This is a genomic window from Thalassolituus oleivorans MIL-1 (assembly GCF_000355675.1).
Lineage (GTDB): Bacteria > Pseudomonadota > Gammaproteobacteria > Pseudomonadales > Oceanobacteraceae > Thalassolituus > Thalassolituus oleivorans.
Window position 1 is genome coordinate 2,162,043 of the sequence record NC_020888.1, and the last position, 19,680, is coordinate 2,181,722.

20 protein-coding genes are annotated in these 19,680 nt (G+C 46.6%); 6 read left to right on the forward strand and 14 right to left on the reverse strand.

All coding sequences use genetic code 11. The features are described 5' to 3' along the window. Positions 1 to 362: 362 nt before the first annotated feature. Positions 363 to 2,306 (forward strand): putative bifunctional diguanylate cyclase/phosphodiesterase, encoded by a 1,944-nt coding sequence (locus tag TOL_RS09840; RefSeq protein WP_015487171.1) that lies wholly within the window; start codon positions 363 to 365, stop codon positions 2,304 to 2,306. Between the two features lie 40 nt (positions 2,307 to 2,346). Beyond that, a complete protein-coding gene (locus tag TOL_RS18360) occupies positions 2,347 to 2,811 on the forward strand; it encodes a hypothetical protein (protein ID WP_015487172.1) in 465 nt (154 codons plus the stop codon). Positions 2,812 to 2,881: 70 nt separating this feature from the next. Here TOL_RS18360 and TOL_RS09850 read toward each other — a convergent pair whose 3' ends face one another. Both TOL_RS09850 and TOL_RS09855 read right to left on the reverse strand, forming a co-directional pair. Continuing rightward, the gene (locus TOL_RS09850) at positions 2,882 to 4,201 is read right to left on the reverse strand and encodes a type II toxin-antitoxin system HipA family toxin (RefSeq protein WP_015487173.1); all 1,320 of its coding nucleotides are present in this window, start codon (positions 4,199 to 4,201) and stop codon (positions 2,882 to 2,884) included. After that, entirely contained in the window at positions 4,198 to 4,572 is a 375-nt protein-coding gene (locus TOL_RS09855; RefSeq protein WP_015487174.1) for a helix-turn-helix domain-containing protein, read from the reverse strand. Before TOL_RS09855 ends, TOL_RS09850 begins: the two co-directional genes overlap by 4 nt. A 168-nt stretch (positions 4,573 to 4,740) precedes the next feature. On the opposite strand from TOL_RS09855, the gene TOL_RS09860 reads away from it, so the two are divergent. Beyond that, a complete protein-coding gene (locus TOL_RS09860; protein ID WP_015487175.1) occupies positions 4,741 to 5,289 on the forward strand; it encodes a YaeQ family protein in 549 nt (182 codons plus the stop codon). A 9-nt stretch (positions 5,290 to 5,298) separates the two neighbouring features. Further along, positions 5,299 to 6,660, forward strand: coding sequence for a DEAD/DEAH box helicase (locus TOL_RS09865; RefSeq protein ID WP_015487176.1), 1,362 nt, complete (start codon positions 5,299 to 5,301; stop codon positions 6,658 to 6,660). Between the two features lie 64 nt (positions 6,661 to 6,724). Here TOL_RS09865 and TOL_RS09870 read toward each other — a convergent pair whose 3' ends face one another. Together TOL_RS09870 and TOL_RS09875 are read right to left on the reverse strand one after the other, a co-directional pair. Then, positions 6,725 to 7,567, reverse strand: coding sequence for a zinc-dependent peptidase (locus TOL_RS09870; RefSeq protein WP_015487177.1), 843 nt, complete (start codon positions 7,565 to 7,567; stop codon positions 6,725 to 6,727). A gap of 33 nt (positions 7,568 to 7,600) precedes the next feature. After that, a complete protein-coding gene (locus tag TOL_RS09875; RefSeq protein ID WP_015487178.1) occupies positions 7,601 to 8,074 on the reverse strand; it encodes a BamJ family beta-barrel-assembly machinery protein in 474 nt (157 codons plus the stop codon). Positions 8,075 to 8,288: 214 nt separating this feature from the next. On the opposite strand from TOL_RS09875, the gene putA reads away from it, so the two are divergent. Beyond that, complete coding sequence (gene putA / locus TOL_RS09880) at positions 8,289 to 11,510, forward strand: bifunctional proline dehydrogenase/L-glutamate gamma-semialdehyde dehydrogenase PutA (RefSeq protein ID WP_015487179.1); 3,222 nt, start codon at positions 8,289 to 8,291, stop codon at positions 11,508 to 11,510. Between the two features lie 29 nt (positions 11,511 to 11,539). Here the strand turns inward: putA and TOL_RS09885 are convergent, their stop codons facing one another. From TOL_RS09885 to TOL_RS09905, 5 genes are read right to left on the reverse strand one after another with little or no spacing between them, the layout of a single operon-like run. After that, positions 11,540 to 12,289, reverse strand: a complete 750-nt coding sequence (locus tag TOL_RS09885; protein ID WP_051052399.1) for a DUF599 domain-containing protein — start codon at positions 12,287 to 12,289, stop codon at positions 11,540 to 11,542. A gap of 34 nt (positions 12,290 to 12,323) precedes the next feature. Next, positions 12,324 to 12,842 carry a DUF6942 family protein gene (locus TOL_RS09890; protein WP_015487181.1) on the reverse strand — a complete coding sequence of 173 codons (519 nt, stop codon included), beginning with the start codon at positions 12,840 to 12,842 and terminating at the stop codon, positions 12,324 to 12,326. Positions 12,843 to 12,850: 8 nt separating this feature from the next. Then, positions 12,851 to 13,855, reverse strand: coding sequence for an ACR3 family arsenite efflux transporter (gene arsB, locus TOL_RS09895; RefSeq protein ID WP_015487182.1), 1,005 nt, complete (start codon positions 13,853 to 13,855; stop codon positions 12,851 to 12,853). Then, positions 13,855 to 14,343, reverse strand: a complete 489-nt coding sequence (locus TOL_RS09900) for an arsenate reductase ArsC (protein ID WP_015487183.1) — start codon at positions 14,341 to 14,343, stop codon at positions 13,855 to 13,857. Before TOL_RS09900 ends, arsB begins: the two co-directional genes overlap by 1 nt. Further along, positions 14,322 to 14,660 carry an ArsR/SmtB family transcription factor gene (locus TOL_RS09905; RefSeq protein ID WP_015487184.1) on the reverse strand — a complete coding sequence of 113 codons (339 nt, stop codon included), beginning with the start codon at positions 14,658 to 14,660 and terminating at the stop codon, positions 14,322 to 14,324. Before TOL_RS09905 ends, TOL_RS09900 begins: the two co-directional genes overlap by 22 nt. 211 nt (positions 14,661 to 14,871) lie before the next feature. Here TOL_RS09905 and TOL_RS09910 point away from each other — a divergent pair, with 211 nt between their 5' ends. Then, positions 14,872 to 16,209 carry a saccharopine dehydrogenase family protein gene (locus TOL_RS09910; protein WP_015487185.1) on the forward strand — a complete coding sequence of 446 codons (1,338 nt, stop codon included), beginning with the start codon at positions 14,872 to 14,874 and terminating at the stop codon, positions 16,207 to 16,209. A 51-nt stretch (positions 16,210 to 16,260) separates the two neighbouring features. On the opposite strand, the gene TOL_RS09915 is transcribed toward TOL_RS09910, so the two are convergent. From TOL_RS09915 to TOL_RS09935, 5 genes are all read right to left on the reverse strand, one after another. Continuing rightward, positions 16,261 to 16,677 carry a GNAT family N-acetyltransferase gene (locus TOL_RS09915; protein WP_015487186.1) on the reverse strand — a complete coding sequence of 139 codons (417 nt, stop codon included), beginning with the start codon at positions 16,675 to 16,677 and terminating at the stop codon, positions 16,261 to 16,263. Between the two features lie 7 nt (positions 16,678 to 16,684). Continuing rightward, a complete protein-coding gene (locus TOL_RS09920) occupies positions 16,685 to 17,245 on the reverse strand; it encodes a hypothetical protein (RefSeq protein ID WP_015487187.1) in 561 nt (186 codons plus the stop codon). Positions 17,246 to 17,339: 94 nt separating this feature from the next. Beyond that, entirely contained in the window at positions 17,340 to 17,804 is a 465-nt protein-coding gene (locus TOL_RS09925) for a GNAT family N-acetyltransferase (RefSeq protein ID WP_015487188.1), read from the reverse strand. A gap of 72 nt (positions 17,805 to 17,876) precedes the next feature. Beyond that, positions 17,877 to 19,094: a HEPN domain-containing protein gene (locus tag TOL_RS18760; RefSeq protein ID WP_015487189.1), complete on the reverse strand. Its 1,218-nt coding sequence runs from the start codon at positions 19,092 to 19,094 to the stop codon at positions 17,877 to 17,879. Between the two features lie 127 nt (positions 19,095 to 19,221). Further along, positions 19,222 to 19,581 carry a hypothetical protein gene (locus TOL_RS09935; RefSeq protein WP_041588469.1) on the reverse strand — a complete coding sequence of 120 codons (360 nt, stop codon included), beginning with the start codon at positions 19,579 to 19,581 and terminating at the stop codon, positions 19,222 to 19,224. Between the last annotated feature and the right edge of the window lie 99 nt (positions 19,582 to 19,680).

Below are 19,680 nucleotides of genomic sequence, written 5' to 3' on the forward strand. Positions count from 1 at the left end.
GAAAATGGAACAACCCATTCACACACTCAATTGTTTGTTTGACCAATTAGGATTGCCTTCCAACGATGACACATCGCTGGATTTATTGAACGACATAAGCCCGTAGGGGATGAGATCTATATCCATCAAATGTCTTTCTTTAATAAATCACAAAGGGCATTCTTGTAGGAAGCAGTTGAAAATGATGCCGATTAGGCCGAAGTAATTAATACTTTAGACAGTCTGATACGGCCCGAAGCAGATATTCGCCCTTCATAATCGAAGAGCCGATGAGGACGATACCTCATCAAATGAGTACCAATAATAAAAATAAGCCCGAGCATAACGACTTGGGCCATTAGCAAAGAAGGTTTTACCACCTCATGCACCAGCTTCTGAAACAACAAGTACAGAAATTCATTTCGGGAGATGCGCCACTCAGTGACGATATGTCCGCCCTGCTGGCCTGCATCAGTAATACCTATAGTGCCAACGAGCTGGAGCGTGCTCAGCTTGAAGAATCGCTAGAAATGAGTGCGCGCACTTTAATAGAACGCAATGATAGCCTTATTCGCAATATCGAAAACCAGCGCCAAGCGCAGGGAAACCTTGCACACTCATACGAAATTTTAAATGCGACATTAAACGCCTCAAAGGAAGGTGTGTTAGTTGTTGGACAAGATGATGCTCCTATTGCTTTCAATAGTCGCTACATAGAGTTAGTAATGCTCGACCAAGAGCGTATGAGCACTATGTCTGGCGTCGATTTATTTCGTAATTTCCTAAGTCTCGCGACTAACCCGAGCTTACTATACAAACAAGTAGATGCATTGAGTGCGCTTGGCAGCGATAGCCACGAAGTCTATCGCCTGAAAGATGGCCGCTGGTTAGAGGTCTACGCCTGCCGCCACAGCGTCGCGGGATTAATATGGATGCTGCGCGATATCAGTGAGATATACGAAAAAGAGGCCACCATTACCTTTCAGGCGTACCACGATAGTCTGACAGGCCTGCCAAATCGCGTACGTTTGCAAGAGCGCCTAGAACAGGCCATTGCAACATCTCAGCGCAAGCATCGACGTTTTGCACTGTGCTACCTAGACCTTGATGGCTTTAAAACCATTAACGATAGTCTTGGCCATAACCATGGTGACGAATTACTAAAAGAAGTATCCGCACGTTTGCAAGCGAACCTCAGAAAACAAGATACGTTAGCTCGCGTTGGCGGTGATGAGTTTGTGGTGATATTCGAACAAGTTGAAGGGCATGAAGATGTCCTAACACTAGCTGAAGGTGTACTAAAAACGCTTTACGAACCTATTCGACTTGATCGACGTGAATTTGTTATCGGTGCCTCAATGGGAATCGCTATGTATCCAACCGATGGCGAAGACTCGGGGATATTAATGCGTAACGCCGATATTGCCATGTACCGCGCCAAAGCTAACGGCAAGAATTGCTTCCACTTTTTTACCCCTGCCCTTGAGCGCATTGCACTGCAACGCATGTCATTAGAAACCAACCTCCGTAGTGCCCTAGAAAAGAACCAGCTAGAACTATTTTATCAACCAAAAGTTTGCTTGCGCGATCTGCCCGATGGTATGGAAACTGGCCATCTTCACAGTTTTGAAGCCCTACTTCGTTGGCCTCAAGCTAATGGCGGATTTATCTCACCAGAGAGCTTTATTCATATAGCCGAAGATGCCGGCATGATTGGGCGAATAGGCTATTGGATTTTGCAACAAGCGTGCTTGCAAGCCAAAGACTGGTACGACCAAGGCTATAGTGCCAACATCAGTATTAATATCTCGCCACGGCAGTTTTTAATTCCAAACTTTCACTACGAAATTATACAAATCATTCGCGACATGAACGTTCCCGTGGAGCTTATTTCGATAGAAATAACCGAAAGCTTGTTGATGCAAGACTTAAGTCATGCCCGCGCGGTACTCGAATACTTCCGTGAAAACGGTATATTTATCTATCTGGATGATTTTGGTACGGGCTTCTCCTCACTAAATTATCTTAAAAATCTTCCTGTCGACGCGATTAAAATTGATCGAACCTTCGTCAAAGACCTCAGTTCAAGCAGCGCCGACCAAGCCATTGCCGCTTCGATTATCACCTTAGGTAAAAACCTAGATATGTTAATTGTCGCCGAAGGTATCGAAAATGCCGAGCAGGCGGATTTCCTTATTCGCAATGGTTGCGATCTTGCACAAGGCTATTATTACGGTCACCCCGTTAGCGCAGAACAGGCAAGCTTGTATCTGCACCCAGCCGACCGAACTTGCGAGCGACTTGCCAAACGCCAACGTTGCCTATAAATTCCTGCCTCCATGAACGAGTTGAGAGGCAGAAATTATTGTGAAGTATCCACACTTTATCGCGATTGATGGCAGCTCTTATGAAGAGGAAGCGCACCCAATTGCGATTGCTTGGTCACTCGATGATGGCTCAATCAAAACAACACTTGTCCAACCAGAGGACGATTGGGAAGACTGGGACTACGCATTAGAAGATCTGCACGGCATCACTCAAGACACCCTGTTCCAGCGCGGAGAAACGGGCTGGTCGGTTATTCGCGAACTAGAACACGACCTAGAACAACCCTTCCTTATCGCCGAGGATATGGAGCGAGTAACTCAGTTGCTCGATAAACTCTATGACAGCTGCGGTCGCGAAGTGAGTATGGAAATTGGTCGTTTAAGTGACGAGATCAGCAATGCTAGCGGCATTACTGAGCTGTATGAGGATCTTGATTTCAGCCACCAGCCTTGCGACGAACGCGTACGTTTGATGCTAGAACTATGGGCTCGTGATAACACCTAAACAAGAACACAAACAATCAAATATGAGCACTTATCGAAATAAAAACCGATAAACGCTCATATATGATCACTTATATTTTACGGAAGCTGGCGCCAATCTTAGTCGCCCAACTTGCCTCAATACCCGCATCGTCAGCATATTGAGACCAAGTTTTTAATACCTCCGCCACTTCACCCACTATCGCTCTAACACGGCGCTCACTGACATCCGCCATCGCGCCACAAGCAAGCAGATCATCCAGCACAAATCCATCGCGTTTGCCGTTAACACTCATTTGATGACTCGATGTCCACTCGCCGCTCGGATTATACGAATAGGTCACATCATAAGCGGGAGACAAGCGCCATTCACCGCGCTTATTCATTAAGAAGGCGATATTTTTCGTATGGTCGTCCTGATTACGTGCCATAACGTTAAACACCATACGACGAAATTGCTGCTCAAGCGCTAGATGCAAATCCTGCAAGCCCATTTGGCGCATCACCCGAAACGCTTGCTCATAAGAATACGCACCCGCCATATTAAAATCGAAGTGCGCAACACCACAGAGCGTTTGCATGTGCAATTTATCTTTGCCGCCAATTCGATCAAAGCGTTTTGTTAGAAAGTGCGCGCGCCCGTTTTCTTCTAACAACTGACACGGCATCATGTCGATCCCAGCGGCTTTAGCCATTTGCGAGTAGGCATATTCGATACGAGTAAACCCTTGTGGATCATTCAACTCTTTATCACGGTTACCCTGCACACCATCGAACTTCAACAAATAATGCTCAAAACCCTCAGGACAATCCAATTGCCCAGAGCGAACTTCATGAGTTGCCTCATTCCATGCAATCACGGCTTTAGCGCGAGCACCACCAGCCGACGTACCCACAGAAATAATCTGCTGCAAGGCTTGAGTATCGGCCATAGAGTCATTGGCAGAATAACCAAACTTAGCAGCCAAGCTATCCTTTTGAGCTAGGGCTCGATTAGCCAAATCCACCAGTTTAGTCATTTCTAATTGCTGATCAGGAATGCGAGTGCGTGGAGTTTCTGGTAAATACTCAAGCGCGCCCATACCACGTATGCCCATATATAAAAGACGTTCCACCGGGTTAAAACTGCCCGGTTCGCGATTCTGACTCACTAACCACTGATCTATCAGTAAATTACCGAATTTATCAGGCAAAGAGTCCGCCAACATACCTGGCAAACCCTTGTACGATTCTTTATTCAAAGCAGGAAATGAAAACACGCCGGCACCCAGCGGCATATGCAATGGCGAAAGCTGAATGCCCGAGCGTAAAAAAGGCTTAGCGTATTCAAAGAAACCAAGCTGACGCTGCGCATCCCATTGCACAGCACCAATGGTTATACCCCAGAGACGCACTTCTGCCACAGAAATCACGCGTCATCGCCCCATGTCCAAGTGCCCTTATCTTCGGCTACCTGACGGCTGCCAGATGCACGCTGCCGCTCGCTGCCGTTATCGACTTGCGGCCCTGCACCGCTATTCTGCAAGCTCGCCATAGGACTAGGAGGCTGAGGCGGTAGTAACAATTCGAGTTGATCGACCACACCCAGGGCGCGCATTAAGGCAATAATATTCATTAAGCTGACGTTATCCGCCCCGCTCTCCAAACGCCTTAGCGTCGACAAGCTGACGCCCGATGCCTCAGCCAACTGCGCTTGAGTTAAGTTCCGGCTTAAACGAGCACTGCGAAAACGCTCACCCAACTGCTCTAGCACGACTAAATTACTAACTGATGAGTATTCCATAAATATTCACATATGAATTATTAATGACAATATAGGCCACTATCTATCAAATATGAACACTTAAATTAGATAAAGTTTCCGACAAGTAAGGATAAGCGTTGCGTCATGCCAGAAAAGCAGTAGAGTACCCGCTCTCGCTCAACCCCTATTCAGCATCGGCAAAGTTTCATGGCTATTAAAGCAACCATCTACAAAGCGGAGTTATCCGTCTCTGATATGGATCGTCATCATTATCAGACCTATAACTTAACTCTGGCACAACATCCGTCGGAAACCACCGAACGTATGATGGTTCGTATTGCCGCCTTCGTATTAAATGCTTCTGAAAGTTTAGAGTTTACTAAAGGTCTGAGCACGGATGATGAGCCAGATCTTTGGCAAAAAAGCCTATCGGATGAGATCGAGCTTTGGATTGAACTCGGCTGTCCGGATGAAAAACGCCTGCGCAAAGCCTGCAGTCGTTCGCGCCAAGTCATCCTCTATGGTTATCATGGCAATGCTTTCGATATCTGGTGGCAGCAAAACCAACAAAAATGCAGCCGCTTTGATAACTTAGCGGTCATTGCGCTGAACCCAACAGCAATAGAACAGTTGGATACCCTAGCCCAGCGCACCATGCGCTTACAGGCAAGCATCCAAGACGCTACCTTATGGTTAGGGAATACGGATCGTAGCATTGAAATTCAACCAACTGTTTTGCAAGCCGCGAAACACTGAGACTCAGCTATGGCAACGTTTTCAAACCTACTAACACACCCGCTGCTACTACAACGTTTAGCGCAATTAAAATACGAATCCCCTACACCGATTCAGCTAGCTGCCATTCCTTTGGTGCTTGCCGGTAAAGATTTAATGGCTGCAGCACCTACCGGAACCGGCAAAACAGCCGCCTTCGTATTGCCGGTATTACAACTGATGGCGCAACACCCGCGTCCGTTGAATGAATACGATAAAGCCTTACCGCGAGTGTTGGTCATTGCGCCCACGCGTGAACTAGCACAACAGCTCGAAGCCAGCCTAAATCAATACGGCAAGTTAACCGATCAAAAAGTACTCATGCTTTGTGGCGGGCAAGATAACGCACGCCAGCGTCAAGACGCACTCAAAGGCTGCGACATTGTTGTCGCGACGCCAGGTCGTTTATACGAGCTGATGAATAACCGCATCCTCGATTTTGAAGCATTGCAGTGTTTGATTTTGGATGAAGCTGATCGCCTATTAGATATGGGCTTTGCCGATGACTTACAGCTGATTATTAAACGCTTACCGGCCACCCGCCAAAATCTGATGTTCTCCGCGACATCAAGCGAGCCAGTACGTGAACTGGCCGCTATGATCATGCCCAATGCCACCGCACTCGGTCAGGCTCAAGCAAACCGCACCAGCATTGATGTTAAGCAATGGCTAGTGCCAGTAGATCATACCGATAAAGGCAACGCGACCATCACCCTGCTGCGCGAAAATAAATGGTCACAAGTGCTGATTTTTACTAAGACCAAAGCCGGTGCTAATGTTTTATTAGAGCAATTAAAAGAAGAAGGCTTTAAAGCCGAAGCATTACATGGTGATAAACACCAAAGCGAACGCAATCGTATTTTAAATGCCTTTAAAACGCATAAATTACCGATATTAGTTGCTACCGACATCGCGGCTCGCGGTTTAGATATTGCAAACCTACCAGCAGTGGTTAACCACGATCTCCCGCCAGTGGCCGAAGATTATATTCACCGTATTGGTCGTACCGGTCGTGCTGGTGAAAAAGGCGTGGCGATTTCATTAGTGGCGGCGCACGAAATTGATACGCTCAGCGAGATCGAACAACTGATTGGCCGCATACTGCCGCGCAAAGATTTAATTGGCCACGTACCGAATCACCGCGTGCCCGATAGCGCGCCTAAAAGCCGCAAGCGCAAAGAAGAACAACCGCTGGGTAAAAAAGCCAACAAACGTCGTAGCAATAAAGCGACGCCGCCGCGTAATACCGGTACTGGTGAACGCAAAAAAGCCGGTGGCGATCGCTCTGCCGAGAATAATGGTAACTCGTTATTTGCTGGCCGTAAGAATATAACCAAGCGCAGTATTGACTGATTCGCTAGATATCGTTGTAGTAAAAGTACAGAACTGCCTAATAAGAGAGCCTAACAAGAAATTGCTAGGCTTTTTTCATGCAGCAACGCTTATATTTTTTACCGCTACCACATGGGCAAGGACTGTTTTTAAAGGGCTGTAAGTCGCTCTGCATTTCAGCCATATTCTGCTGATAAAAATCGGTTAAGTATTGATACAGCTTCGGATGCTTCTGCTGCAGCATTTTCGGCCGTTCAAAAAAATACTCCGAAGCCACAGCAAAAAACTCCGCCGAATTGGTCGCCGCATAATCACGAATATTGGAATTATTCAGTTCTACTTCGCGAATTTTTTGCTGCACAAAACTCAACCAAGGCAAGCTCACCGCAAACTCAGATAACCGCTCAGGAAAGCCATCACAAGCACCATCGGCCATATCGACCAAATGCACAAATTCATGAATGCCGACATTATGTTTGTCGCGGTCATTATTAAAACCGAGATGTAAATCCGGTTTACTTAAGGCCATCTTACCGGCCATAGGGCCTGTACCCACCATGCCGGAAATCAGCGCATCGGGACCGCCGCATTCAAAGTGTTCATTAAAACGGCTTGGCAGTAGAAATACGCCTTTTAAATTAACGTAATGCCAATGCGGAAAGCCCCAAACCGGAATCACGGCACTGGCGGCCACCAGCAAACGATCATCATCCGTGACATCAACGGCAACGCCGCCAATCACCGGAGTGGTGGCTAAAAATAATAAACAACGTTGCTCAAACAAACGCTGATCATCAAGAGAAAGGTGCCGATAAAAGGCAACATGCTGAGATAAAAACTGCGACCAAGAGGCTTGCCATTCAGGCAAAGCCACCTCCGAAGATAAGCCCAGCCAACGCGCTAACTGAGCTTTAAATGCCTTCCACATTGGCAACAACCTTATATTCGAGATGCAATAGATCTAGCTTTGAATTTCGAGCAATTCGACATCAAAAATTAATAACGACCCCGCAGGAATATCACCAACGCGACGGCTGCCGTATGCTAAATTTGCCGGTACATAAAAACGTGTTTTTTCACCAACGGTCATGAGCTGAACACCTTCGGTCCAACCAGGAATCACTTGATTTAAGCCAAACGCAATCGGCTCACCACGTTTAACCGAGCTATCAAAAACATTACCGTTCAGTAACGTGCCATGATAATGCACCAGCACTTTGTCGGAAGCCGTAGGATGACGATCACCATGCCCTTGCTTGAGTACCTCGTACTGCAGTCCTGAACTGGTTTCAGTGACACCGTGCTTATCGCGATTTTCGGCCAAAAAAGCCTCACCTTCTGCCGCGGTTGCCGCCGCACCTTTACCACCAACACCTGCGCGCATTAAGCCATAAACAAGCAAAGCAGCAATCACCACGATCAACAAAATATTCAAACGACGCACTCCAGATCAAATTTCAATGCCCGTATTATGCACATTATTCCCGCCATCAGAAACCGAGTTGCATCGAAACCAGCAACACCTCTCAATAGACCTATAATGTATCTAACCTGTCAGATTATCGTGATCGCAAAGGAATGCGACAGGCTGCTCGCTATCCGTGTCGCCCTAAGATCATACTGACAAGACCCAGCGCAGGAGCAATTGCATGCTTGAGACATTACAACCCGATGCCATCGTTAACGGTTCTTATGCTTCCTTAAGTTGCAGTCAGTGGTTTCAACACATTCGTCACCTTTATGCCCCTGACGAAACCAGTTGGGTGAGATCACTAGCCGCCTCCGTTCCCTCGCAACAAGTACATCAAGCCAGCCTGCAAGCGGCTACTTTAGTTCACGAGCTCAGAGCACAGCGTGAACACCTGCCCTTATTCGAACGTTTTATGCAGGAATATAGCCTGAGTAGCCAAGAGGGCTTAACCCTTATGGTGCTGGCCGAAGCCTTGTTACGCATTCCAGATCGACGCACCCGTGATGCACTTATTCGGGCAGAAATGAGCCATGTGAACTGGAAGCAGCACTTAGGTCACTCAGATTCTTTTTGGGTCAATATGGCGACCCGAGGGCTCATAGCAGGTGCCACATTCGCTAGCTGGAGCCAAGATCACAATGACGATCCAAGTCAACGTAGCCGAACTATCTTCGAGCAGCTTGTCGGCCACTCAGGTGAACCTTTTGTTCGCGCTGCGCTGCAACGAGCTATGCAGCTTTTAGGAGACCAATTTGTCGTAGGCCATACCATCGATCAAGCCCTTAGCAATGCAGGCCGTATGGCATCGGATAAAATATGTTACTCATTCGATATGCTTGGCGAAGCCGCGATGACAGAGGACGACGCCGAAAGCTATGCCAATAGCTACTTAATGGCCCTACAACGCATAGCCGCAAGTCAAAAGACCGACGGCCACCCACACTCATTGTCCATTAAACTTTCGGCCCTTCATCCGCGTTATGAAGAAAGCCAACATCCTCGCCTGATTTCAGAATTAGGAGGACGCTTAGCAAGCTTAGTAAGAGAGGCAAGACAACTTAACGTCGCCATCACCTTGGACGCTGAAGAAGCCGATCGCTTAGAACTATCGCTCAGTATTTTTCAGTCGGTATTCGAACAAGAAGCCATCGGCTGGGGCGGTTTTGGCATGGCCGTGCAAGCCTATAGCAAACGCGCTTTACCCGTGCTCGGTTGGCTCAACCAACTGGCACTAGAGCACGACACTCACATCAAAGTAAGGCTGGTTAAAGGCGCGTATTGGGATACTGAAATCAAGCTTTGCCAACAACGTGGCCTTGAGGGTTATCCGATCTTCACACGTAAAGCACACACGGATATATCTTACTTAGCCTGTACACGTTTTTTACTGTGCCACACCCCTGGGCTTACCCCCCAATTTGCTACCCACAACGCCCAAACAGTGGCTGCGATTACCAATATGGCGGATGCACTAAAGCCCACACCTAGTTATGAATTTCAGCGCCTACATGGCATGGGGGAAGCGCTTTATGCGCACTGGCACACCCGCAGAAACGAACCCGTTAGAGTTTACGCTCCCGTCGGCGAACATCAGCAATTATTGCCTTACCTCGTGCGAAGACTATTGGAAAACGGTGCCAACACGTCATTCGTGCATCACTTATGGGACGACGAAGTAGCCCCCGAAACACTCACTCGATCGCCATTAGAACTGGCGCGCGATCTAAATTATTCCGCAAACCCAGCCACCCCTTTACCCTGCGATATATATGGCAAGAATCGTCGAAATTCACATGGGATTAATTTAAATATCTCATTGCAACGCGAATTATTATTCGATGATATGCGCCGCTGGAGCAGTCATCAGTGGGAAGCCAGACCCATTACCGCAACCACAGGTAAAGGCGCTCTACTCGCCGACAAACCGGTCATCGCTCCTTTCACAGCGCAATACCAAATTGGTCGCAGCCAGTGGTTCAACCCTGATAATATTGCCGCCGTCATGAATGCTGGAGCGGCAGGATTTGAGCGCTGGCGTTTACTCGCCCCTCGCTATGCCAACCAAGAGCGCAAAGCCTGGCTGATGCTGCTCGCCAGCGCGCTCGAAAACCACAGCGCTGAGCTTATAACGCTGTGTGTATTAGAAGCCGGAAAAACCGTACAAGACAGTATTGATGAATTACGCGAGGCAGTGGATTTTTGTCGTTATTATGCCCGCCAAATTGATGTACATTTCGCGCAACCCAATAAGCTCACTGGGCCAACCGGTGAATGCAATGAGCTGTATTACGAAGGTCGCGGTGTATGGCTATGTATTAGTCCTTGGAATTTTCCTTTGGCCATTTTTATTGGACAAATTGCCGCCGCCTTAGCAGCAGGAAACTCGGTCATCGCCAAACCCGCTGAAGCTACATCACTCATTGCTGCGCGCGCCGTAGAAATTGCTCATCAAGTTGGCATTCCAAAAGACTTATTACAATTCCTGCCCGGCAGTGGTGTAGACATTGGCAGCGCCGCATTTAACGATATTAATTTAGCCGGTGTTGCATTTACAGGATCACATAAGACAGCTCGACAAATTGCCCTGCAACTGGCACAGCGCAATGGTGCAATGGTGCCCTTTATCGCCGAAACCGGCGGTCAAAATGCCATGATAGTTGATTCCACCGCCTTACCCGAACAAGTAGTACGCGATGTGTTACGCAGCGCCTTTGGCAGTGCCGGTCAACGTTGTTCCGCCTTGCGTGTACTCTGCCTGCAAGACGACATTGCTGACGAGGTAATCAGGCTACTCAGCGGTGCCATGCTAGAACTGAGTGTGGGCGACCCACTCTCGCTCAGCACGGACGTGGGCCCAGTCATTGATAGCCGTGCCCAACATTATTTACTGCGTCACATTCGCTGGTTAGAGCAACATGCGAAGTGCGTCGGCAAGGCACCCAAAGCCCCTGAAGAAGGCACCTTCGTCACTCCTGTTGCCTATGAAATTACCGACTTTGAAGCCCTACGCGAAGAACACTTTGGACCGATTTTGCATATCTATCGCTACAGTGCAAAATCACTCAACACCCTCATCAGCAACATTAATAGCTTGGGATTCGGCCTGACTCTAAGCGTTCATAGTCGCAATCCCGATACTGCCAGCCGCATTGAACGAGGTATTCGAGTAGGCAATGTTTATGTGAATCGCGATCAAATTGGTGCGGTCGTTGGGGTACAACCTTTTGGCGGCATGGGGCTATCAGGAACAGGACCGAAAGCCGGCGGGCCTAATTATCTATTGCGTTTTGCGACAGAGCGCACCCGCACCATAAATACCAGCGCGGTAGGCGGTAATGCAGACTTACTGCGCGGCAATGATGATTTGATCGCAGATGAGGACGATATCACGAGCGAATAAAGTGAGTCCGTATGTTCGGGACAGACCCTCTAGCGACGATAAAGCTCTTTATCGTCGGTAAATACTTTTTCGCCGACGTTCTCTGCCTGCTTTAACGCTTTTAATGAACTCGATAAAAATTCACGCTGATACAAAACGGTAGTCACCAAGAGCGAGGCACCAATAAATACATAAGGCCCAATAAACCACGATAATACTGCCATAGAAAAATAAAAGGCGCGCAATCCATTGTTATAACTGCGACTTGCTTGATCAATGACTTTTGCACTGTAAATCGCCATGCTACGACGATCATTTGCCGTGACCGTTGTATCGTCTGGCGACGGAGCGGCACCGATTAATACCGACGCAAAACCGAACTGACGCATTGACCAAGTAAAAGTAAAATACGAATAAATAAAAATACCTAACAACACCATTAATTTAAGTTCGAGTTGCGGCAGAGTATCTCCCGCCGTAAATGATACTGTACCTAGCATATCTTTAATTTTCTCAGTAGCAGTAATCGCAGTTAATAAACCAGCAATAATCAACACACAAGACGATGCAAAGAAATTCACATTACGTTCAATGTTGGCAATAAGCGCTGCATCACCGACACGGACTTCACGCTGCAACATGCGACGCATCCAATTAATTCGATGGACATGCAGCACCGACGATAACGACGCAGTGCGCTTAGCCATAAAATGAGCAAAACGGGCATAACCAATCCAGCACGACAGAAAAATGCCGAGGCAAATAAAATTCAACGAGCCCATTTCATTTAGTTCGGCCATAAGTAACGTCATATCCTGTAAAACTCGAAAAACATCAAACTGAAAACGACTTCATCAAAACGGCTAAGCGTTGAATACGCTCATTCGACAATTGACGATAATCAAAATAAGGGCACAGTATCCAGCGCTTACGACGATTAATTGCAAAGTGTGCATCCAACCACTCACTGCCCTGCTCTGCGAAAAAGCCATTCTCACTGGCGAAGCCCTTACCCATCCACAGATGTATGGCTTCTATAGGGATAGTATCTCCAAGGTTCGAATCAGGCACGGTGGAAAATAACAAAGCCGTATCTGAGCCCTGCTGCAATAAGACGTCGTCACGCCACGCTTGCCAAGTTGAAGTCATGGCCTCACTACGATATTCAGCCATTAGCTTAGCGTACACGTTAAAAATTTTGCGCCAATGATTACCCGTTTCTTGCGCAATACGAGCAATCTCACCGATAACCATAGGTCGGCATTCCGCTAACTCTAGGTAGTCGCTGAGCGGTGGGCGATTCGCTATGTACACCCGCACATGAGCTTTCTCATCGCCCAGCCCCACTGGCATGCAATCGTTCAACTAAACCAATGCCGCGTACGATTAGCAAACGCCACCAGCGACAGCATAACGGGTACTTCGACCAAAACCCCGACCACCGTGGCCAATGCTGCACCGGAATGCAAACCAAACAGTGAAATCGCGACCGCAACCGCCAACTCAAAAAAGTTACTGGTGCCAATCATACAAGCGGGGGCTGCAATGTTATGCGCCAACTTCATTTTCAATGCCAAGAAGTAGGCAATGGCAAAAATACCGTACGTTTGAATCATCAATGGAATCGCGATTAACAGGATATCTAACGGGCGCTCGGTAATGACCTGAGCTTGCAGTGCAAACAATATCACTACCGTTAAAATCAAACCGACAATCGACCATGGTTTTAACCTGCCAACAAAGCTCGCAACGTTATCAGCTTGCAGCAACCGTCGAGTAACGATACCCGCTATCAGTGGAAGAACCACATACAAAACCACCGAGATTAATAAAGTATCCCAAGGCACTGAAATGTCAGTGACGCCAAGCAATAGAGCGGTTAACGGTGCAAAGGCAAAAATCATAATGACGTCGTTGACCGATACCTGCACTAACGTGTAATTAGCGTCACCTTTGGTTAACTGGCTCCAAACGAAGACCATCGCGGTACAAGGTGCGACGCCCAATAAAATCATACCGGCGATATATTCATTCGCTGTTTGCGGGTCGACCCAGCTAGCGAAAAAGATTTTAAAGAACAGCCACCCTAACAGCGCCATCGTAAACGGCTTGATTAACCAGTTAATCACTAGGGTGAGGATCAAGCCTTGGGGCTTTTTACCGATATCGCGAATAGCGCCAAAATCTATTTGAATCATCATTGGATAAATCATTAACCAAATTAGAACCGCGATGACTAAGTTCACATGCGCAATTTCTGCCCCTGCCACCCAGGTAAATACCGCAGGAAAAAACAAACCAAGCGCTACACCTGCCAACATACCCGCACCAACCCAAAGGGTTAAAAAACGCTCAAACAAGCCCATTAGCGAACGGCTCCCTGCTGATTAAATAATTGCTGAATACTTTCTTTGTTGTGACTCGTCCAATCTTCTGTCGCCAAATTTTTAATTCGCTGAGTCAATACATCGGCCACCTTGGCAAAGGCTTGTTGCTGCGCTTTGCCATCGCTCATTTTAGAAGGATCAGACAAACCCCAATGCACGCGAATAGCATTGCCCATCCACAAGGGGCAGGCTTCACCTGCTGCACTATCGCACACCGTAATGACCACATCCGGCTTAAACGCCTCATGAACATCCCAGGATTCGCTGCGCAGACCAGCAGTCGAGATGCCCTGCTCGTGCAAAAAATTCAGCGTACCATCGAACACAATACCTGCAGGTTGGCTGCCCGCGCTGCGGACATCAAACACGTCTCCGGCAACGTGGCGACTAATCGCTTCGGCGAGAATGCTGCGACAGCGGTTATGGGTACAAATAAAAAGAAGTTTTAACATGCGGTTTGGCAGCATGGCTGCCCTCCATTATCACTATTGATAGTCAATTCCTGCATGCGCGCGACATAACCCTGCGTAGCAGCTTGCAACATAGAAGTTACCCAAGCGGGTAAGTTTGGATCTAAGCGATAGTACATCCACTGCCCTCGGCGTTCGCTGCACACCAAGTCGGCATTTCGTAACATAGCTAAATGCCTAGAGACTTTAGGTTGACTGAGTATCAGCACATCCATCAAATCACACACACACAACTCCCCCCTTTCGAGTAAAAGAAGTAGGACACACAAACGTGTATCGTCAGCGAGTGCTTTACAAACTGTCAGCGAATCCATCAGAACCCACACCTTAAATTTATTGGTAATGATGGTATCACCCGCTCTACATATATGGAATTCCATATATTAATTTTCTAAGGATACCATATTGAAGAACGCTGCATACTTAGCGTAATCGGCCCTTATCACCCAGAGTAAAGACTGCTAACGTTCACAGACAGTTAACCCATGAGTTAATCAATCACTCGAATAACGAAGGATTCGCGCCATGACCAAAGCGACTAAGCAACCCACTAAAACAACGCGCACCCGTCAACCGGCGAAGGCAAAAGCAGCGACACCGACAACCAGTGAAAGCCAATACGATCTTATTATTTTTGGTGCTACTAGCTTCGTAGGAGCCATCCTGACACGTTATATCGCCGCTCAGTTTGGATTAAACAAAGAACTTAAGTGGGCTATTGCTGGCCGCTCGGAGATCAAATTACAAAAAGTTCGTGGCACTCTAGTGAAAGCCCTAGGTGACGACGCTAAAAATGTCCCTATGCTGATTGCCGATGCCGCTAACGAAGCGCAACTACGTGACTTATGTGCAAAAACCAACGTCATTGTATCCACCGTTGGGCCCTATGCACTGTATGGCGAACCGCTAGTCAAAGTGTGCGCCGAAACTGGCACAGACTACTGCGACTTAACCGGCGAACCCCAGTGGATAAAACGCATGTTAGAAAAGTACGAAGCCAAAGCAAAAGCCTCTGGCGCGCGTATTGTCCACTGCTGCGGTTTCGACTCAGTGCCATCGGATATGGGCGTCTACTTCCTACAACAACAAGCAGAGCAGGAATTTGGCTGTGTTGCACCTAGCGTTAAAATGCGCGTAAAGGCGGCCAAGGGCGGTATGTCGGGCGGTACAATCGCCAGCATCGTCAACCTAACCAAAGAATACATTGCCAACCCAAGTCTGCGGAAAGAACTGGCCGACCCCTATTCAATCTGCCCTCCAGGACATCGCTTTAGCACCAAGCAAGTAGACCAGCGTGGCGCAAAGTTCGATTCACAATTCAAAGCTTGGTCAGCGCCTTTTATTATGGCTGCGATCAATACCCGCGTTGTTCATCGTAGCAATGCGTTACTGGGTAAGAAATACGGCAACGATTTTACCTATGAAGAAACCATGCTCACTGGACGCGGTGCCAAAGGTCGCGCCATGGCCACTGGTATTACCCTTGGTTTAGGTGCTTTTATGGCAGGTGCTGCAATTAAACCGACACGCTGGCTGTTAGAACGCTTCGTATTACCTAAACCTGGTCAGGGTCCTAGTCCAAAAGCTCAAGAAGCAGGATTTTACGATATCCGTTTTGCCGGCCTAACCAAAGATGGCCGCAACATCTTAACGCGCGTCACCGGCGACATGGACCCAGGCTACGGATCAACCGGCAAGCTACTCGGCCAAGCGGCTGCGGGTTTAGCATTGGATTTTCATAAAGATGGGAAAAAATGCGATAAAGAAGGCGGTTTCTGGACTCCGGGATCTATCTTCGATCAACGCTACATCGATCGCTTACAAGACTTCGCCGGTGTTACCTTTGAAGTGCTAGAAAAGTAAGTTTTCACTCGTGTAACAACAATAAAGCCAGTCAACGACTGGCTTTATTGACTAGGCCTTAAATCTTAGCCGCAGCACTTGCTGTCCTGTAGGTTCATGCAATTTTTGCTCTAAAAATTCAAAACCGTAGCGCAAGTAAAATGCCCTGCCGATAGTATTCTCTTTGAACACCTCGACTTCCAAATCCCCATGCAACGCGTGCGCTTTGTCCATTAGCGCCTTACCCACGCCTTTTCCATGCCAATTTGGCTGCAAAAATATCGCCCCAACTTCGTTACCGATCAAAGCGACAAAGCCTTCTACGACGCCGTCGATCTCGGCAACCCAGGTATCAGTATTGGGGATATAAATTTCCGCAACATTCTTACGTTCTTGGGCGATAAACTCATCCGTCATAAAGGTATGCGCTAGACGCGTAGCCACTTCCCATGAATCCAGCACGGCGGCTAGATCAGCATCCGACTGCATGCGATTGTTATGTTGCTAGCCACTGAACTGCTTTTACAGACAAGTACCCACATGTGATAACCCCAGTAACGATGAATGCCCAAATTAACCTAAGTAACCAAGGTTTGACTTGTGGCTGGAGAAGAACATTTACGACTTTGGCCGGTCCGTCATCTGATTGGATATGTGTGTTTACTTTCTCCCAAGTATCGGGAGAAAAATAAAGATAGTTGATGCTTACCTCGGTCTTAGGAACGAGGGTTGGAAATAATATCTCTTTTCCTCCACCAGGAAGATCCCTGATCTCATACATTACATCCGGATAGACATTAACGTTTGGTAGAAAGTTGTGACCTAAGCGAACATTTGATGCCGCTTTGCGCCCTGTGTTTTTTATGATTACCGAATGAGTGTTGACTATTGGTCCAGGAGATCCGTCGGCTTGAGGCGCAAGGCGATGTGAAGAAATAAATCCTAAATAGCTAATAAGTTTTGGCCGACTTTCTATGAGGTGATTAACTAAAGCGCCTAGGAATAGTGTAAGTATTGGCATTCCTACGGCTGCTGCCAAGTTCCAATCTATATTCATGCCTCATATTCTCTCATAGCAACATAACGCCAACAGCAAGCGCGCCGTTTTTTGGGGTCGCCTTGACTATTTTTGTTAGAAGTTTTTACGCGCACTATTTACCTACTGCAATATGGTAGGTCGTAAAACACCGACCTAATTGTTTTGTTTTATGAACTTTTGTAGACATTTTAATTAGTGCCTTGTACTCAGGTCTACTATCAAGTAGATGAAATAGTATTTCTTTATGCCCCAGCTCATTAGCCCAACACATGAGCATTTTGAAAATGGGTATACCAAAACCCCAGAATTTTTGTGAGATAACAATAGCTAATTCAAAACCATTATCATCTGGCTGAATTCCACACCAACCGGCTAATTCACCATCTATATTAACTGCCCGAATACGACAGCCTTGTATCGCATCCACTCTAATTTTATCTTCCATCCACGCTTGAAGGCTGGTGGCATCAAAATATGGATGATCGATTAAATGTATTCTCAAAGATTCCTCATTGACAATCGCCAAGAAGTCTTCTGGATTCACTTGATTAAAGCACAAAAATTTTATTTCACTCATATCTCGATACTTCTAACGCCCGCGTAATAGGCGCGAGCTTGCGAGCGTCCTAATTGACGCGTTTGTTAAATTTCATACAATCTCTTGAACAGAGGCAGATTCAATAGTGGAAAGTATCTTGTCTGCGACTTTTAAACTGTCTGGAGATTTTTCAGTCTTTATATACTCAGATAAGGCTTTCAGTATGAGCTTTTGAGAATACTCTAAGCGCGCGGTTTCTCCGCCCCTAAAGTCGGTGAAAAGCTGAACGTCTGCGCACTCAAGCCAGCTTTCTAATAAGCACTCATCCCCGACAAACATGCTTACAATTAGGCCTGGATTATGAATTAGAGCCACCTCAAAGAAATCTGATATTTCTAACCAAATAGCACCATCCCGATCCCGCCAAGCAGTTTTTAGCATTTCAATAGGTTTTTTACATTTTTTGGGATCGCCTTCTTTGAATATCTCAAGAACTTTTTCTCTATTTTTTTCTAGCCATTCATAGCCGATAGATTCTGGAGTTAATTCGAGTTTAACTATTAGTTCTCTTGAAAGATTTAAAACTCGCTCAGAGGTCTCTCTCGTTACTGCATCTAACTTATGAACCGAGTCATTTCGATACTTACGTATCTCATGAAGAAGATTGATATCATCACTAGCTAGTAAATGATGCTTTTTTGCGAGCTGAATCAGCTCATACATTGATATAGTTTTGAAATTTGACTCTCTAGTTTCAAGCAATCGTCTAATCAGAGATTCGACTACCTTGCTGGCTTCTAGCACAGAAAGGTCATACATTCCCGAGTTGAATAGGTCTGAAGCTCTTGCCAACAAGCGAAGATCTTCCCTTCTTTCTTCTTCCTTCTCCGCCTTATAAAACTTCAACTGTATCGATTTGGTAAGAAATTTGAACAAATAGTTTCCCAAAATTCCCGATATAGCACCTGAGGTTAAAGTCAGTATATTTGGAGGTATTTGAACCACTAACGTGCCGATAAAACCCGCTATAACCGTGAGCCCCCAGAATGCCCCATATACCGGAGGAGTAGCTAGAGCAATTGCATAACAGGCATTACTTGCCTTATCAAAAATGCCGACATGTCTCTGCGAAGCAAACTGTAATGATATAAAGTATACAGCCAGCCCTAGGCTGGCCATCAAGAAAAGATATGCACACTCAATGGTAATCTTTTGACCAAAAACGAGAAATCCAAGGTCACTGTTGGCATCTATCAATGGCTTTATGGTGAAAACTGCAGCCAGTAACCCTATAGTAAAACCAACTTTAGTTTTAAAAAACTCGTCCATTCTTCGAGGACTCTCCTTGTAAATTTAACGCCTTACTAATGGGCGCATAAATGCTTGGCTAAAATTAGCGACGGAGGAGCGCAAGCCAAGCGTTTTGCGTCCTTTTGAGTAACTTGTTAGGTGTAAATTACCACCCCATATCTTTCCAAGCATAATACATACCCTGAGAAAAAATATGCTTTAAATTTTTATCATTTACCCAAGGGAATGATTTCGAATAGCTTGCGACAAAAGCATCAAATGATGCATCTTTTCCTGATTCTTCAGCTAAAGCATAAACTTGATCGTGTCCGGTTTTCATTGCGGCTTGGCACTTTGAGTTGTAATCATCAAGTTCAATGTCTGAGAGTTTAGGGTATAACTTAACAAGTCGGGATTGAATTGGTTGCAACCAATTTGAGCCAAACTCCATGGCATAATCTAAACCATCATTTAGAATTTGATTCTCGTTATATGGTTGTTTTCGCTTCCTGAACCATTCGAACAACTCTGAACTTCCTTTACACCTAACGCCCACCATAAACGGCCGAGTGCAACGAGGTCCGGCGACCGAAGGGAGCATATTTAATGGTTTGGCTATGTGTCA